Origin of the sequence: Microcoleus sp. Z1_B2 (assembly GCF_036700325.1) — a bacterium.
GTDB lineage: Bacteria > Cyanobacteriota > Cyanobacteriia > Cyanobacteriales > Microcoleaceae > Microcoleus.
The window spans coordinates 55,744-71,795 of sequence record NZ_JAUBOQ010000030.1; the positions used below are offsets into that span (position 1 = coordinate 55,744).

Genomic DNA, 16,052 nt, shown 5'->3' on the forward strand with positions numbered 1-16,052 from the left:
GAACTGGGCAGATATAGAGGCGCTTTTGGACTTAGTAAAAAACCATTAGCGCGAAAATTGAGCGGAAAACAGAACTCTTGGTGACAAGAAATCTGAAACCGTTGAATCACTAACGATTGAAATGGATGGGGGCGGAGGGACTTGAACCCACACGACCGTTTCGGGTCAACGGATTTTAAGTCCGTAGCGTCTACCATTCCGCCACGCCCCCCTTTGGTCAAGCTGCTGTGGTTTTGAGCGATTAACAGCAACAGCCTTTTATTCTACAGGCAAAACCCCGATTTACGCAACCCCTAATCAAAAAATTCCCAAAAGTCGCGCTGGATCTCCGCAAGCGGTACAATAGTTAACCAGCTAACGGAGCGTGTCAACTGACTTACCGGTGTTATTATTCCCCTAAAGCAAATCTATGTATATTACCTTACTGCTTTACGCCGTCTTGGCAGGAGCCTACCTCCTGGTAGTACCCGCGGCCACCTACGCTTACCTGAACAGCCGCTGGTACGTCGCTACCTCTTTTGAGCGCGGCTTCATGTACTTCTTGATGTTCTTCTTCTTCCCAGGTATGTTTCTCCTAGCTCCATTTTTGAATTTTCGGCCCAAACGGCGGCAGATAGAAGCCTAAATGCGACGTATTGACGTAATTGGAATCAGTGTCGGCTTTTTTGTAGCAGGTGGGTTTGTCTACTTGCTACTGCAATTTGCCGGACTCGACAGTATGAATGCCGGGATTTGGAGTCAGTTGTTTTTGGTTGCTGGCTTGATTGGCTGGCTGGTGACTTATTTATTTCGAGCACTGACTCAAAATATGACCTACAGCCAGCAATTGCAAGACTACAAAGAAGCTGTCTTGCAGAAGCAACTGGATGCACTCACTCCTGAAGAATTAGCCAAACTTCAAGCCGAAATTGAGCAGGAAAAAGATAGTTAGTCAGTGGTTAGTTGTCAATTGTCAGTGGTTAGTTGTTAGTTGTCAGTGGTTAGTTGTTATATCATGTCCGGTCGAGCGATCGCGATTTTTGTAGGGGCGGGTTCACAAACAATACCGCCCATAATTGACAATCTCAAAAACCCGCCCCGACCGGGCTATTATGGTTAATCGCTCGGACATGATATTAGTTGTTATTAGCTAATACCAACTGCCAACAACCAACTGCCAACTGCCAACAACCAACTGCCAACAACCAACTGCCAACAACCAACTGCCAACAACCAATGACTGATGACTAATAACTAATGACTATTTCTAATTGTTTTGAAAAGTTACGCAAGAACCACCAATGTGCATTGATTCCTTTTATTACTGCTGGCGACCCAGACTTGGAGACAACGGCTAAAGCACTGCAAATTTTGGATGACAATGGTGCAGATGCGATCGAGCTTGGCGTTCCCTATTCTGACCCGCTAGCTGACGGGCCGGTGATTCAAGCCGCTGCTACAAGGGCTCTACAGCGGGGAACGCGGTTAGATTCGGTGCTGGAAATGGTAGCGAAAGTTAGTCCGAATTTGCGATCGCCCATCATTCTCTTCACATACTACAACCCGATTTTGTACCGAGGTATAGAAACCTTCTTGCAGCAAATCAAAAGTGCTGGAGTTCAGGGATTGGTTGTACCAGACTTGCCCTTAGAAGAAGCAGACAGTCTCATCCAACCTGCCAACAAATTAGGGATTGAACTAACATTATTAGTTGCGCCGACAAGTCCCAAAAGTCGTATAGAAGCGATCGCTCGTCAGTCTCAAGGATTTATTTACTTAGTCAGCGTGACGGGGGTGACGGGAGTACGCGAAGGCTTAGAAACGAGAGCAAAAGAGTTGCTGCAAGAACTTCGCGCCGTCACCGACAAACCCATCGGCGTCGGGTTTGGTATCTCGCAACCCGAACACGCTCGCCAAGTGAAAGAATGGGGTGCAGATGCTGCGATTGTTGGTAGTGCTTTTGTCAAACGGTTGGCAGAAGGTACTCCAGAACAGGGTTTAGAGGCGATCGGCGAATTCTGCAAAAGTCTAAAAACAGCGATTCAAAATCCTTAGTAACTGTACAATACTTTCAGCCATTAGACAGATGTGTGCGATCGGGATGTGCCATCACAATTGCGATTAAAGACCTTGTTGTACTTGAGATAATACACCACATTCCTTCTAGTTCCTGACTAGAAGGTTTTTTTTGAGCCGAACACGCACAACATTTCAACATAGTGGAGGCATGGAGAACCAAACAGCTATGTATGCAAACGACTTTGCCTTCTCCGGTGGGCTGTGCTGCGACTTTTAATAATGGGTAAAAGATTGAGGATTATTCATTCCTTCTTCCTGATTGGTGATTTCTCTCCGCTCGCCAAGCTGAAGAGCCTTCTTCCTTCTTATTTCTTCCTTCTTCCTTCTTCCTTCTTCCTTCTTCCTCCTACTATAACTTGAGGAATGTAACTTGGGATAGATGAAAAGCTACGGTTTCTATTCGTATACTTAAAAAAGTGTTTAAGTGCCTAATTTGGTAAGGCTAGCCATCTACAAAACCACCAGGCATTTGAGCATCTCACAATAGAAAGGAGCATTTTTGTCAGGAACTCAGGGCTAAGTGCCACTGAGCTTGTAAGAAATTGCAAGCTGTTCTGACCAGACCCCCGCATGGCGGAGACGTTATTTAGGTCACGACACCGGTGAATGCGACGCCAGTTTTCCGCTCTGTCATCTGCAATTAAACAGTTTTAAAGTCACTGAAACAGTGTTGCAGGTCTAACAAGCCTTTATAACCAGGTCGAGGCGAACATTACCCCGCAAGGGAGAAAGGAGACAACCATATCTCCATCGGAGGGGCAACCATACCTCTCCAACCCCGAAAGGCGATTCAAAGCGGTTGAAACCGCCGCGTCGTTTCCTTCTCAGGGCTCAAGCCACGCTTGTTTCCCACTTACCGAGCATTTTTATGAAGACACTAACTGCATTTCTGAAAAAAATTCGAGCTGTACAAATTTTAACAGTTTTTCTGGCTGGCATTTTAGTATTTGTGAGTACGGCCTGCAGCAGCGCCCCTGATATTATGGCAGGAAAAACTGATGTGATGACAGGAAAAGGAAAAACTGCCGACCAAATTAGAGAAGAAGTGCCGAGCGGCGCTGTAACGTCCGAATTCAAAGGCGGCATGAACGATTACAGCGATGTCGATCCTAGAAACAAAAAGATGACAACAACAGAAGCAAAAGCTCAGCTTCTCAAAGATCAAGCGCAGCGCCGCATTGACACGAAATCTAGCAACAATGTAGGTGAAAATGTGCGGCGGGTAGCGGATGATGCGCCTGAAAAACTCGACCAAATTGGCGAAAAGATCAAGGAGGATGCTCGCACCGCCCAGCAGAAAGCTGATGACTTTGGCGACAAAACCAAACAAGGCTTTGCTAATCTTAAAGAAAACACTCGCGAAGGCTTGAAGGGAGCAAAAGATATTGTTAAAGAAGCCACCGAGGGAGCAAAAGAAAGAGTATCAGAGGGTACTGAGTCTCTGAGATATAATACCGCCGGCGGCCAAGAAAATATCAATGATGCAGCACGAGATGCAAGATAGAAGGCTCAAGATGCCTCAGACGATATTTGCTCGAAAGTGAATCGAGATATTGACTGAACTCAACGATAGGCCCAAAGAGCGACAGACTACTAATCTCAAATAACGCTGTTTCCTTTTCTGGAAGCTACATTCCGACAGGGGTTTTAACCTCTGTCGGAATGTAGGTAAAGTCAATCAATTTTAGATTTTAGATTTTAGATTTTAGATTTTAGCATTGACTTGCGCGAGATAAATTCGGGGCCTGTATCCTGGATGCTTTCGGTAAATCGATTTTAGATTAAAGATTAAAGAATTGAAGCATTGACTTGCGCGAGATAAATTCGGGGGACTGGAATGCCACTGCTCTCACGACGGATTCTTTATAATATATATAGATTGTATTTGGACTTTTTAAGGTAATAACTTTTCGATCGGCTTTGCGGAAATTTGGGCGATCGAGCTATATTAAATTCAATTAATTAAGGTGTGTATTTTTCAATACATGACAAGGCAGTGTTTATACGGAATTTTGCGTTTATTTAATCGCCTTTGAGATTAAGAGCAGAAACTTATACGTAAGTAAACAGCTTTAATCGCGATCGCTCAAGTATAAAACATTATTTTTTAATAGATAATTTGATTTTTTGATCTACAGCTCGAAAATTATGGTGTTTATGCCCTAAGATAGATAGACCAAGTTTTGTCAAGTTAATGTCTGGGTTGAGGTCAGCCAATATGGACACAATAATAAATGGAGTATATTTGACTAGGGTAATACCGGGGTATCGCTCGATCGCGCAATCGCGCAATCGTACACAGATTCTCGATCGGCTATCGATCGATTCATGGGGGAGAAAGACCGACAACCCGCCGCTAAAATTCTCAAACCTACGCTATTGTGGCGGAGGATTTCCGAGAGGCGGTGCTGCCCAAATCTCCAAAAGTTGCATTAGCGACCGTTAATTGCATCGGTAGAAATAGTCCTAAACAGAAGAAAAATTTTCGACAGACTGAAATGCAGACCGGTTATTTACAAATACATTAAACCTTCCAATCTTTCAATTAATCTTGACTGTTACCTGCTATATAGAGGTGTATAAAATTTAGCAAAAAGAGGCCACGGATTCAGGATATATTAGAGCAGTAATCCGCAGCCAATCGACAGGGGAAATGGAGGTAAACCTTATCTTGGGAATTGTGTTTTGATGCTAGTAACGATGATGCACGACTTTTATGATGCGCTGGCAGATTTGGCAATCTATGCAGAGGCCCCACCGGCGGAGCGCCAACAAATCCTTGATCGCGTTGGGGCTAGTCAGAAAAAACTCAAAGAATTCGCGCACCATACGCCGATCAATTACCAACACAAGTTCGATCTGGTTGAGGCAGAATTGCTGGGCGTTTTGGGACAGACAGCAGAAGCAATGGAATTGTACGATCGAGCTATTACCGGAGCTAAAGCTAACGAATATGTCAATGAAGAAGCTCTTGCCTGCGAACTCGCTGCTAAATTTTACCTGTCATTAGGAAGGGAAAAAATTGCCAGAATCTACATGATAGATGCCTATGATTGCTATGTCCGCTGGGGAGACAGAGCAAAAATTGATGACTTAGAAAAACGTTATCCTCAATTATTAAAACCGATTTTAGAACAGGCAAAACTCCCTGCAAATTCATTAGCAAATTTTCCAACACCTGCTGGGCAAAATCAATCGCTTCATCCATCCATTCATCCATCCATTCATCCATCCATTCATCCGTCTGTTTCGGCGAGTGTCTCAGATTTCGGGAATTTTTCAACACTGCTCAAAGCTTGTCAAGCGCTCTCTAGTGAAAGAGAACTCGATCGACTGATTGCCAAACTCATGCAACTGGCGATGAAAAATACAGGAGCTGACAAAGGAGCGCTGATTTTACCAAACGGCAATCAATGGGAAATCGCGGCTACCAGCACGCTCGACAATTCGGGAGTCGAGTGGGCGATCGACTTATCATCCGCAAAACTCGATGACAACAGCGATATCTTGCCCCTCAAAATTGTTGACTGCGTTAAAAATTTATTGAAACCTGTGATTGTTCGGGATCTCACTCAACAACGTGATTGGGATTCCGACTCCTACATCCTCAAATATCAACCGCAGAGCCTGCTGTGTTGGCCGATTCTCGATCGAGGCAGCTTAGTCGGCATTTTGTATCTGGAAAATCGCTTAACCGCAAAAGTTTTTACCCGCGATCGACTGCAACTTCTCAATCTCCTGTCTTCCCAGGCAGCCATCTGTTTGCAAAATGCTCTGCTCTATAAAAAATATCAGGATTATAACCAACAATTAGAGCGATCGCTAGTAAAAATTAGCCGAACCGAAGCTCAGCTTGCGGAGCAGAAACAAATGCTGCAAGCAATTCTTGATGTCGCTCCGATTTGGATTTGGATGGTTAATCCTAGAGGTAAAGTACAGTTTTTCAACAAGACATTTTGTGAAGATGTGGGCGTGCCCCTGAGCGAGTTTTTAGCTGTCGATCATTACAAAGATATACTCGGAGAGAATGCAGCGAACTGTCTGGTTTCAGATGCGGCCTGCCTTGCCCAAGATTCGCCGCATTACTCCAGCGAAACTCTCAGACTTGTTGACGGCAAACTGCACTATTTAGAAGTCACCAAAGTGCAGTTAAAAAATTCCCAGGGCGAGACAATCGGGATTATCGGTTTGGGCGTGGATGCCACCGAGCGCAAGCGAGCCGCAGAACTTTTGCAAGAGCAAAATCAACAGCTCGAACAAACTTTAAAAAATTTACAGCAAGCACAACTGCAAATCGTCCAAAGCGAGAAAATGTCAGCTTTGGGCAATTTAGTCGCCGGAGTCGCCCACGAAATCAACAATCCGATTGGGTTTATTTCTGGCAATTTAAGCGAAGGTAAAAGGAGTTTGGAAGATGTAATCGAACACTTAGAATTGTATCGCTCCGCGGCCTCGCCATCGGAAATTGCCGACCACGCCGAAGAGATAGACATCGATTATCTTTTGGAAGATTTACCAAAGATGATTGATTCAATGCAACTCGGATGCGAACGCATTTGCAGCATCAGCAACAGTTTGCGTACCTTCTCGCGAGGCGACAAAGACTACAAAGTTCCTTTTAATATTCACGAAGGCATTGATAGCGCTATTTTAATTTTGAAACACCGCCTCAAAGCAAACGAACACCGCCCGCAGATCGAAGTTATCACTAAATACGGCAATCTCCCTAAAATAGAATGTTTTCCCGGTCAATTAAATCAAGTTTTCATGAACATCCTTGCCAATGCGATCGATGCCTTAGAAGAGTCAAATATAGGACGCACTTTTAGCGAAATTACCGCCAATCCCAACCGCATCACGATATGCACTGATATAGTTGGCGAAGGGTACATTAAAATTAAAATAGCTGATAACGGCACCGGAATCAAAGAGGAAATTAAACAGCAGATATTCGACCATTTGTTCACGACGAAAGGTGTCGGAAAAGGAACTGGATTGGGGTTGGCAATTGTCCACCAGATTGCGGTAGAGAAACATGGCGGAAGCATCGAAGTGAATGGCGAGCCGGGAATTGGCACTGAGTTTGCGATCGTTTTGCCTGTGAAGGGAGAAAATTGAATTAAAATTTAATGTTTTTTGGGCGATCGGGTAATAACATATACTGACTTTAATTCGGGTCTTTTCTTGAAAGCCTTAGCATAACTCTTTTAAAGTTGTATTTTAGACACCCTATAAGTGAGCGCGTCACCCATTTTGAGTTGGGAGATGTCTATTATACAAAAAAAATTAATCACCAAGGCTTCGCCCTACAAAAATTTATCTTAAATTTAACCAATCTTGAATTTCTTGCGCTAACCAAGCCGCCTCAACCTCTTTCAAATTTTTTGCTACAACATAAAAGTAAGTTCCCATATCGTTACCGGCACGAATCTTGATTTGATTTCCCGAAAGAGAGTTATTGTGAATGAAAGCACCCAAGATTTCTGATATTTCTCCTGTTTCTTGTAAGTATTTACACCCCAATACCTGATGTGTTATTTTAAAAAATTTGCGATTAAATTTAACTTGCTTTATCTCAAAAATAACCTTAACTAAGAAACCTATTATAAGTACCGAAATTACTACCCCTATGCTCAATTCTCCTGTTAAAAAGGGGATAATTGTCGGGATGAATATCATTAGCATTACTGTTCCTAGATAAGCAGAGAATAAAGGCTTTCTGACTAAGACAGCCGGAATTTTAATGTGTAACTCCGTCGCTGATTTGCTAACTTGAATGAGACTGTGAGGCGGTTTAGCAATTTTCCGAACAGTCGCAATTTGAAGATTAGCTCCTTGTATGTTGCCCGATTTCAAAGCGGCTAAAGCCTCTCTAGCCAGGGGGAAACGCTTTTCTAACCCGATTTCCGTCATCTTCTCAATCCAGCTTACCAAAGTAGGATTGACACTCACGCGATCGCTAAACTGAATCCGAGAATCTTTCTGTGGCAAATCCGCAGGAGTCGCCCCCGTTAACAAATGAATTAAAGTAGCTCCCAAAGCATACAAATCCGAAGCCGCCACCGCCCGCCCCCAAAACTGTTCTAAGGGTGCATAGCCACTCGTTCCTACCACTGTAAACGTTACACCTGTCACCGCCGCTTGAGCTTGTACCGCACCAAAATCTACTAGATAAACCTGCTGATCTTCCCCCAAAATTAAATTACTCGGCTTAATATCTCGGTGCAAAACCGGGGGACTTAATTCATGCAAATAAATTAAAATTTCCAGAACTTCAGTGGCAATTTTTCGTACTTGTTTTTCGGAAAAATGCTGACCATTTTCTAACAATTCCTGAAGCGAAAACCCCGGAATATAATCTTGCACTAACCCAAACCAAGGCAATCCCGATCCGGCTTCCCTCTCCAGGGAAAAATAATCTCGATAGCAAGGAATGCGGGGATGATTTAGCGCCTGCAAAACTTGTGCTTCTCTTTCAAAGAGCTTGAGTTCTTCCCACTGCATTTCCGGGCTAAAAGCTAACATTTTTAGTGTCACCTGTTCTTGAAACTCTAAATCTACTGCTCGCCAAGTTTGATGACCGGTCGCTGTGCGCCCTAAACGCTGTTGCAATTGATAACGTTCTTGTAAAATTTTTCCTGGATTTAACACAGCATTGCACTATTTTTTTTAATTATATGAAATTTCCTTAACTATTAAATTAACTATTTTCCCGAGAGCGTTAAATTGCTAGTACAAGTAATTATCCGTGCATTTCTCCATTCGGCATAATTGTACCGCGCCACTGAGCCCCCGCTAAATTAGCAGTGCTCAAATCTGCCCTAATCAAAGTTGTGCGGTGCAAAATTGCCTCCCGCAAATCTGTTCTAGCCAGGTAAGCATCAGTCAAATCAGCTTCACTCAAATTTGCCTGATTCAAATTAGCTCGACTTAAATCAGCCCTCACTAAATTAGCTCGACTCAAGTCAGCCATAACTAAATTAGCATTGCTCAACTTAACATCAGGAAGAAATGCACCCCGCAAGTTAGCGCCAGCAAATTCAGCATCAATTAACACAGCTCTTTCCAACTTAGCATTTGTCATTACAGCCCAGGAAAAATTTGTTTCTACCAAAGTTGCTTCAGTCAAATATATGCCATCTAAAATAGCTTCGCTCAAATTCGCCTGAGTCAGATTTGCTTCCCCCAGAGATGCTTCTGTCAAATTCGCGTGACTGAGATTAGCTTTAGTCAAATCGGCACCTTGCAAATTGACGCCCCGCAAATCGGCACCTTGCAAATTTGCACCCCGCAAATTTGCACCCTCAAAAATCCGCACCTCCTTCCGCAAATTTGCACCCCGCAAGCACGCCCCGCGCAAATCTGCACCTTGCAAATTCACACCTCGCATATCTGCATCGCTCAAATTTGCATCAATAAAAACTGCCAAAGAGATATTGGCTCTGCGAAAGTCTGCACCTTGCAAAGTCGCTCCGTGGAAGTCTGCATCGGACAAATTTGCTCCGCTCAAGTTTGCTTGATTTAAGTTAGCACCGCACAGCTTTGCATTAGTTAAATTGGCGCGCTGAAGGTTAATTCTGCTCAGGTACGACATCGCTAAGTTTGCACCCCAGAGGTCAGCATTACTTAAATTGACGCCAATTAAATCGGCACCGCTCAGGTATACCCCTCTGAGATTCATACCTTGAAAATCTAGTTCTCCTGATGTATATCGCCTTAAAATTTCGCTGGCATTCATATTTGTTTTTGTTGTTAATTAGGTACAATCTGCTATTTCTAGAATTGTTAAAATTCTTCTGTTCGCGCAGGCGGAATTAGTTTGTCTAGCCCCTGACTTAAGTCGGGATATTTAATGATTTTGATTGACAAATTCTTGAGTCCAAGAAACTGTTTTGCTGCCTAACTGTCGCCCGTGAATTTTCACATGAGTAAGATATTTTGATTTTAAAGTACACAGTTTTTTGTGAATGTATGTAGCTGTAGTCTGTTGGTTTGGTACTTCAGCAGACTCCAGAATCACATGGAGCCAACCGTCTTTAAATCCTACTGTAGCAGCAATTCCTTTAGGCTGTAGCAATTGATTGATCAATTGGGCGATCGCCTTTGGTTTGCCTTGTTTTGCCATTTCCAGAAGCTGATACTGATTTGCTTTAGGGCTAGAGTTTTCCGGCGGGATTTCGGAAATATTGTCTGCCATATTTTCTGGGATTTTAGAAAGATTTTTTCCGCTTTCTTTTGACTCCAATTCAATCAAAATTTCCAGCAATTTATCGGTAAACTTCTGAACTTTGCCTACATACTCTCTGAGATTTTTATATTTCCAGTACAAACGATCCTCTGCACTTCCGGTTGAAAACTTTCCATTTAAGGCTGATTCTAACTGGGTGAATATATTTTCTATTTGCGCTGTGGCGGAGTTAGCACTTTGACTGACTAATTCTGTCATTTCTTCTTCCAATCCCAACTTGCGTTTGATGGAATCGCTAATATTTATAATAACAGGAGCAGCAGGTTCTAAAATTTCGATAATAGTCGGCATTTCTGCAACTGGGAATGTTTCTACCATTTCCTGTCTGAACTCAGTAGGATAATTATTGCTGGTTTCGGGTTCTTGAAACGGTAGATTTTCTGCCGTGTCCGGCACTAAGTAACTCTTTTGAGGGTCATAATGATAGTGAGGTGGAGCAGCTTGAAGGATGTGGGTAATCTCGCCTGGATCAAAATAATCGCTGCCTTTGTCCACCAGCTCGATCTCTTGATAAACACTGTTGTTTAAATGTGTCTGATCGTAATCTTCACTAGCCGAAGATTCGGCTTCATGGGGTTCTTCCTGTTGCATTTTTGCGTAACAAGGATTCATCGCTTTGATGATTACGCTCGCTGCTTGGTCGTTTTCATCTCTGTTGTCGAGATTGCTAGCAGTTCTGTACAACTGAGATTCCAGTTCGGCTAGGGTGGTACAGACATTAAACAGTTGTCGCAGTAGATTGTCAAGTTCTTGAGTTTTCAGAAGTAGCCAGTCGCGATCGCTAAAAGTAAACTGGTGATAAAGAGTAGAAAAAATGAGGATTTTCGCCCTCAGCGGATTTGTTTGCTGCAAAATTTTTTGTCGCACATCAAATAAAGTGCCGGGGTTTCTTGCCCTTTCTTCGCTGCTGGGTACTTCCGAACTAAAGTGTTCTTCAAATGCGGGAGATTCCTGACCGCCAAAACTAGATATGTTTACTTCTAATTTGGTGAAGTCTTCAAATTCATACAGCCTGCTAAGTTGACAGACTATGAGGTCTGCTACTAAAGCATACTCGTTTTTTTTATTAACCTTAGAGACTATACTATTTAAAACAGCTTCAATATCTTCTAACCTGCTGTATTTGGCGCACAGTTCTTCGATTAAAATCCTTACATCGGCGCTGGCGAGTTGGGCAGGGTCGTTTTCCCAGAACTCTTTACAAGCAAAAAATATTATTTTTTTAATGCGCGAGAGATTCACGTCTTGTTCTAATTCGCGAACAACTTCATCTAAAATAGATAAAGCTTTCATAGTTTTCCTCCCATAAAAATACCCTGTCAGTCGATTTTAGATTTGAGATTTTAGATTTGAGATTTACTTGCAGCGCCGTGAATCTGGGAACCAGAACTTGAGTCTAAAATTTTAGTATCTCCACTCAGGAGCGTAGGTGGCACGGTACCCGTTTTTGGGCGGGTCAACACTTAGCAAGAAATAATACAATTATACCACATTTGATAAATGCAAGACTTTGATGCGATCGTAATTGGGAGCGGTATTGGGGGCTTAGTCGCAGGCTCGATGCTAGCTCGCTACGGGAAGCAGGTGCTCGTCTGCGAGAGCCACATCATAGCGGGCGGGGCAGCTCACAGCTTTTCGCGCCGGGGATTTCACTTTGATTCGGGGCCTTCTTTTTATTGCGGTTTGACTGACTCCCGCTCGTTCAATCCTTTGCGGCAAGTTTTTGATGTTTTGGAGGAATCGATCGCTGCAATTTCTTACGATCCGCTGGGGCATTACCATTTTCCAGAGGGAAGTTTACCGATTTATGCTGATGCGAGAAGTTACTTAGATGCTGTAGCTAAATTCGCACCGCAAGGTGCTGTAGAATTACAGCAATTTCAACAAAATTTATTAGTTTTGTATGAAGCTTTGCGTGGAATTCCGGCTTTAGCGCTGAGATCCGACTGGCAGTTGATACCTGTTTTGCTGTCTCGGTACTCGCCTGCTTTGCTGAAGCTGTTGCCGCTAGTAGGTGCGATCGCGGGTTCAGCAGGTTCCTTGATGGATCGGGACGTGCGTGACCCTTGGGTGCGGCGTTTGATCGATTTGGAGTGCTTTTTGCTGTCTGGTTTGAAAGCGCACGGAACTGTCGCGCCGGAAATAGCTTTTATGATTGGCGAACGATCGCGCTGTGCGATCGAATATCCTGTAGGTGGCAGCGGTGCGATCGTCGATGCTTTAGTCAGAGGCTTGCAGCGCTGGGGAGGAAAATTGCGCCTGGGAGCTCCCGTCGAGCAAATATTAGTTGAATCCGGCAAAACCACTGGCGTTCGCTTGAAAAATGGCGAAATTATCCGCGCCCCAATTGTCATTTCCAATGCCACAATCTGGGATACTTATACAAAATTACTGCGGCCTGAAGATTTGCCGAAAAGCTACCGAAAAAACGCTTTGTCGATGCCAGCAGTAGACAGTTTCATGCACCTGCATTTAGGAATTAAAGCCGAAGGACTCGAAGGTTTGACCGGCCACCACGTCGTCGTTCACGACAGCAAGATTGACATTACAGTACCCGGAAATACTTGCATGATTTCGATTCCTACAGTGTGGGATGAAACTCTGGCGCCGCCCGGACATCACGCCATTCACGCTTATACATTGGAACCTTACGAAGGTTGGGAATATGGCGAATTGTATCAGCAGAAAAAGCAAGAGCGATCGCAATCTCTGTTTCAAGCTTTAGAAAAAATTATACCGGATTTGCGATCGCGGATAGTCTTAGAGTCGATCGGCACACCGCTAACCCACGCCCGATTTTTGCATCGATATCAAGGAACTTACGGGCCTGCAATTGCCGCCGGAAAAGGCACATTTCCCGGGCCGCAAACACCAGTCAAAGGCTTGTATCGCGTGGGAGACAGCACCATGCCGGGAATTGGCGTGCCCGCTGTCGCAGCATCGGGTATTTTGTGCGCGAATACTTTGGTAAATTCCGATGTGACAGCACAATTTTTTTGACACTCCCCGACCTGAAGGCGCGGGGATTCTTGGATCAATCAGTCGAACTTATCTCTGTTTTGCTGCCACCATTGAGTAGAGATCGGTCTGTCCCCAAGCTTTGATTTCGGTGTGCCCCACCGTATTTAAATTAAAGCCAACTCCTGCCTGCTTCAACCCTTTCGCCAAAATGTTATTCGCGGCGTTGTGATCGCGATCCAATATCGTACCGCAACCACAAATGTGGGTTCGAGTTGACAGCGTTTTCTTAACAAGATTTCCACAATTTGAACAGGTTTGAGAAGTATACTGAGGAGCCACAGCAATTATTGTTTTGCTGTACACTCTTCCAAAATACTCCAAATAATGATCAAGTTTGTGACCACGCTGCATCGCTAATAGATTTAGCAAGCTTGTGATTTTTGACCATATTCCGCACATGAAGGTCTTCGTAGGCTACAAAATCGTTAGATTTTACCGCGCACAACGCCGTCTTTATGGCGAAGTCTTTACGCTGCCGACTGACCTTCAGATGTTTTCTTCCTAACTTGTTGATCGCTTTCTTCCGATTACCCGATCCTTTCTTTTTTCGAGAAACTCGCTTCTGCAATCTCTTCAAAGCTTTTTCACTTTTACGGAGATATCGAGGGTTGGCAACTGTTTCGCCATCGCTATCAGTAGACCTCTTGCAAAAAAGATATATGTTATAATCAGAAGTTTTAATTTTAATCGGCTAGAGCTAACTCATGATTGTAAATTGCTGACAACAAATTACAACGTAGACCATAACGGCGACGGCGATTCCGATAACGACTCGACAATATTTTAAAAATTTTGAGACTCCGATTAACGTGTTCAATAACAATTCGCTCCTGCGCTAAGACTAGATTGTAGTCTTTTTCTATTCGAGAAAGTTTCCCATTTTTAGGTTTTTTCCTAGGTATATAACTATTAGTGTGATAGTCTTTTATCCCTTGATAGCCACTATCTTGTAAGCTATTTGTTTCGGGATGAAAATGAATTTTACTTTTTTTGAACAAGTTAAAGTCGTGGCAATGCCCTGGTCCAAAAGCAGTGCAAATAATTTCTTTTGTTTCTTGATTAATTACCAATTGAGTTTTTAGAGTATGACACTTTTTCTTTCCTGAGTAATATCTCTTCTGTTTTTTTTTGGGTCGTTCAATAGTTGTTTCTGTGACATCCATCACCACGAATTCTGGATAATCAGAGTCTTTGAGTAATGCCTTTTTCCCCGGAATACGGAACTTTCCTGTTTTCATTAAAGTAGATTCAATATCAGTTACAATTCGGCAAATTGTTGATTCAGATACTCCCCAAGTTGTCCCAATATGAAAATATGTTCGATACTCTCTCCAATATTCCAAGGTGACTAAGACCTGTTCTTCGAGAGTTAGGATAGTGCGACGCCCTCTTTTGTCTTTATGATTTTCTGACTTGAAATTTTCCAATGCGCTAACCATTGCTTTCAAGGTTTCAATCTTGATACCAAATCTACGTTGAAATTGATCGGGTTTTAAGTTTAGATAAAATTGATTTTTCATGATTTACTCGTTTTGTAACTACAACAGCACTTTATAGCATTTTATTTTGTTGATAACAAGACAAGAGTGAAAATAAGTTAAGAGTTGGGATTCAATCAACTTTCAGCAAAACTTTTCATTATATCATAAAATTATTTTGCAAGAGGTCTAGTATAGAAATGGTTTAGTCCAACGTCTATTCCAATAATTTCACCAGTAGAAACGAATTCCTCTTTTCGTTCCGCATTGATACAAAATTGTGCGTAGTAGCCATCGGCACGACGCACAATTCTGATTCGCTTTATCTCACTGGGTGCATAAAAATGCAAGTCCCGACTACCGATTAACTTAAACCTTCCAGCAGCAAAACCATCCTTAAGTGTCAAGCATCTTTTGTCGGTAGAAAATTCCCAACCCGAAGTTTTATACTCAACGGATCGAGTATGTTTCTTGAACTGCGGGTATCCCTTTTTCCCTGGTTTCTTGGCTTTGCAATTAGCAAAGAAACGTTGGATAGCAAAAATGGCACGTTCTGCCGAAGCCTGACGTGCCATCGAATTAAGCTTGCCTGCCCATTCAAACTCTTTTGCCATGATGGCGCATTGTTTGTACAGGTCTACTAACTTAACTCCTTGATTTTCTATCCAATACCTAAGAGTTTTGTTTCGGACAAATTGAGCCGTCCGAATCATGTCGTCGATGATCCGATACTGCTCCGTTTTGCCCTTTAACTTAAACTCTAAAACTATCATTGGAATAGCCTACCACTTCTACAAAGACTTTTACTTGCAAATCTGTATGTTTAACAATTATTCACACATTGTGGGAATTAAAGCCGTCCTAGAAGGAGGGGGCTTTAGACCCGATTTTTTGGTAAGCGAAGGAAGAAGAAAGAAGGAAGAAGGAAGAAGGAAGAAGGAAGAAGGAAGAAGGAAGAAGGAAGAAGGAAGAAGGAAGAAGGGAGAAGGAAAATTAACTGGTTCCCTGGCTCTGGCTGGGAACCGAGATCCAGAGGCTCTGCCTCGCTTGCAAAAAAACAGGAGGCAGAGCAATAGTGAAATGCGTTCCCAGGCTCTTCCTGGGAACGAGGAAAACGAGGAAAAAACTACTTTTTACAAAATCTCCCTGCTGCCAAAACTGATTATCCACCAGCGGCAAAAGCGCCCATAATTGCGATCGACAAAGCCAAACCTGGCAACAGCAGCAATCCTAACATCAAAGCATCG

General features: G+C 43.1%; 12 protein-coding genes, 1 tRNA gene and 1 pseudogene. 7 read left to right on the plus strand and 7 right to left on the minus strand.

Annotated features, from left to right (window positions below):
- Window positions 1-126: 126 nt before the first annotated feature.
- Window positions 127-211: transfer RNA gene (locus tag QT984_RS18480), tRNA-Leu, on the minus strand.
- 198 nt (window positions 212-409) lie between these two features.
- On the opposite strand from QT984_RS18480, the gene ndhL reads away from it, so the two are divergent.
- From ndhL to QT984_RS18505, 5 genes are all read left to right on the plus strand, one after another.
- Complete coding sequence (gene ndhL / locus QT984_RS18485; protein WP_193972727.1) at window positions 410-625, plus strand: NAD(P)H-quinone oxidoreductase subunit L; 216 nt, start codon at window positions 410-412, stop codon at window positions 623-625.
- Window positions 626-931, plus strand: a complete 306-nt coding sequence (locus tag QT984_RS18490) for a DUF3007 family protein (RefSeq protein ID WP_333056347.1) — start codon at window positions 626-628, stop codon at window positions 929-931.
- Between the two features lie 305 nt (window positions 932-1,236).
- Complete coding sequence (gene trpA, locus QT984_RS18495) at window positions 1,237-2,034, plus strand: tryptophan synthase subunit alpha (RefSeq protein ID WP_333233507.1); 798 nt, start codon at window positions 1,237-1,239, stop codon at window positions 2,032-2,034.
- 892 nt (window positions 2,035-2,926) lie between these two features.
- Window positions 2,927-3,562: a DUF6658 family protein gene (locus QT984_RS18500; protein ID WP_333056350.1), complete on the plus strand. Its 636-nt coding sequence runs from the start codon at window positions 2,927-2,929 to the stop codon at window positions 3,560-3,562.
- Between the two features lie 1,184 nt (window positions 3,563-4,746).
- Window positions 4,747-7,176, plus strand: a complete 2,430-nt coding sequence (locus tag QT984_RS18505; protein WP_333211328.1) for an ATP-binding protein — start codon at window positions 4,747-4,749, stop codon at window positions 7,174-7,176.
- Window positions 7,177-7,374: 198 nt separating this feature from the next.
- Here the strand turns inward: QT984_RS18505 and QT984_RS18510 are convergent, their stop codons facing one another.
- The 3 genes from QT984_RS18510 to QT984_RS18520 form a co-directional block, all read right to left on the minus strand.
- The gene (locus QT984_RS18510) at window positions 7,375-8,709 is read right to left on the minus strand and encodes a serine/threonine-protein kinase (RefSeq protein ID WP_333211270.1); all 1,335 of its coding nucleotides are present in this window, start codon (window positions 8,707-8,709) and stop codon (window positions 7,375-7,377) included.
- A 91-nt stretch (window positions 8,710-8,800) separates the two neighbouring features.
- A complete protein-coding gene (locus tag QT984_RS18515) occupies window positions 8,801-9,796 on the minus strand; it encodes a pentapeptide repeat-containing protein (protein WP_333056353.1) in 996 nt (331 codons plus the stop codon).
- A gap of 111 nt (window positions 9,797-9,907) precedes the next feature.
- Window positions 9,908-11,599 (minus strand): hypothetical protein, encoded by a 1,692-nt coding sequence (locus tag QT984_RS18520; protein WP_333056355.1) that lies wholly within the window; start codon window positions 11,597-11,599, stop codon window positions 9,908-9,910.
- A gap of 207 nt (window positions 11,600-11,806) precedes the next feature.
- Here QT984_RS18520 and QT984_RS18525 point away from each other — a divergent pair, with 207 nt between their 5' ends.
- Window positions 11,807-13,306: an NAD(P)/FAD-dependent oxidoreductase gene (locus QT984_RS18525; protein ID WP_333056358.1), complete on the plus strand. Its 1,500-nt coding sequence runs from the start codon at window positions 11,807-11,809 to the stop codon at window positions 13,304-13,306.
- A gap of 48 nt (window positions 13,307-13,354) precedes the next feature.
- On the opposite strand, the pseudogene QT984_RS18530 reads toward QT984_RS18525, so the two are convergent.
- From QT984_RS18530 to QT984_RS18540, 3 genes and pseudogenes are all read right to left on the minus strand, one after another.
- Window positions 13,355-13,964: pseudogene (locus QT984_RS18530) on the minus strand (RNA-guided endonuclease InsQ/TnpB family protein); the annotation flags it as partial.
- Window positions 13,965-14,010: 46 nt separating this feature from the next.
- Window positions 14,011-14,847: an IS5 family transposase gene (locus tag QT984_RS18535; RefSeq protein ID WP_333338023.1), complete on the minus strand. Its 837-nt coding sequence runs from the start codon at window positions 14,845-14,847 to the stop codon at window positions 14,011-14,013.
- Between the two features lie 131 nt (window positions 14,848-14,978).
- Window positions 14,979-15,578 carry a transposase gene (locus tag QT984_RS18540; protein ID WP_333057556.1) on the minus strand — a complete coding sequence of 200 codons (600 nt, stop codon included), beginning with the start codon at window positions 15,576-15,578 and terminating at the stop codon, window positions 14,979-14,981.
- 46 nt (window positions 15,579-15,624) lie between these two features.
- Between QT984_RS18540 and QT984_RS18545 the strand changes: the two genes are divergently transcribed.
- Entirely contained in the window at window positions 15,625-15,996 is a 372-nt protein-coding gene (locus tag QT984_RS18545; protein WP_333211274.1) for a hypothetical protein, read from the plus strand.
- Window positions 15,997-16,052: the final 56 nt, after the last annotated feature.

What these genes read in the sequence shown, in the direction of transcription:
- QT984_RS18505 (WP_333211328.1), top strand. Translation starts at nt 4,747, where the DNA reads ATGCTAGTAACGATGATGCACGACTTTTATGATGCGCTGGCAGATTTG.
- trpA (WP_333233507.1), top strand. Translation starts at nt 1,237, where the DNA reads ATGACTATTTCTAATTGTTTTGAAAAGTTACGCAAGAACCACCAATGT.
- QT984_RS18535 (WP_333338023.1), bottom strand. Translation starts at nt 14,847, where the DNA reads ATGAAAAATCAATTTTATCTAAACTTAAAACCCGATCAATTTCAACGT.
- QT984_RS18520 (WP_333056355.1), bottom strand. Translation starts at nt 11,599, where the DNA reads ATGAAAGCTTTATCTATTTTAGATGAAGTTGTTCGCGAATTAGAACAA.
- QT984_RS18500 (WP_333056350.1), top strand. Translation starts at nt 2,927, where the DNA reads ATGAAGACACTAACTGCATTTCTGAAAAAAATTCGAGCTGTACAAATT.
- ndhL (WP_193972727.1), top strand. Translation starts at nt 410, where the DNA reads ATGTATATTACCTTACTGCTTTACGCCGTCTTGGCAGGAGCCTACCTC.
- QT984_RS18515 (WP_333056353.1), bottom strand. Translation starts at nt 9,796, where the DNA reads ATGAATGCCAGCGAAATTTTAAGGCGATATACATCAGGAGAACTAGAT.
- QT984_RS18540 (WP_333057556.1), bottom strand. Translation starts at nt 15,578, where the DNA reads ATGATAGTTTTAGAGTTTAAGTTAAAGGGCAAAACGGAGCAGTATCGG.
- QT984_RS18545 (WP_333211274.1), top strand. Translation starts at nt 15,625, where the DNA reads ATGTTTAACAATTATTCACACATTGTGGGAATTAAAGCCGTCCTAGAA.
- QT984_RS18525 (WP_333056358.1), top strand. Translation starts at nt 11,807, where the DNA reads ATGCAAGACTTTGATGCGATCGTAATTGGGAGCGGTATTGGGGGCTTA.
- QT984_RS18490 (WP_333056347.1), top strand. Translation starts at nt 626, where the DNA reads ATGCGACGTATTGACGTAATTGGAATCAGTGTCGGCTTTTTTGTAGCA.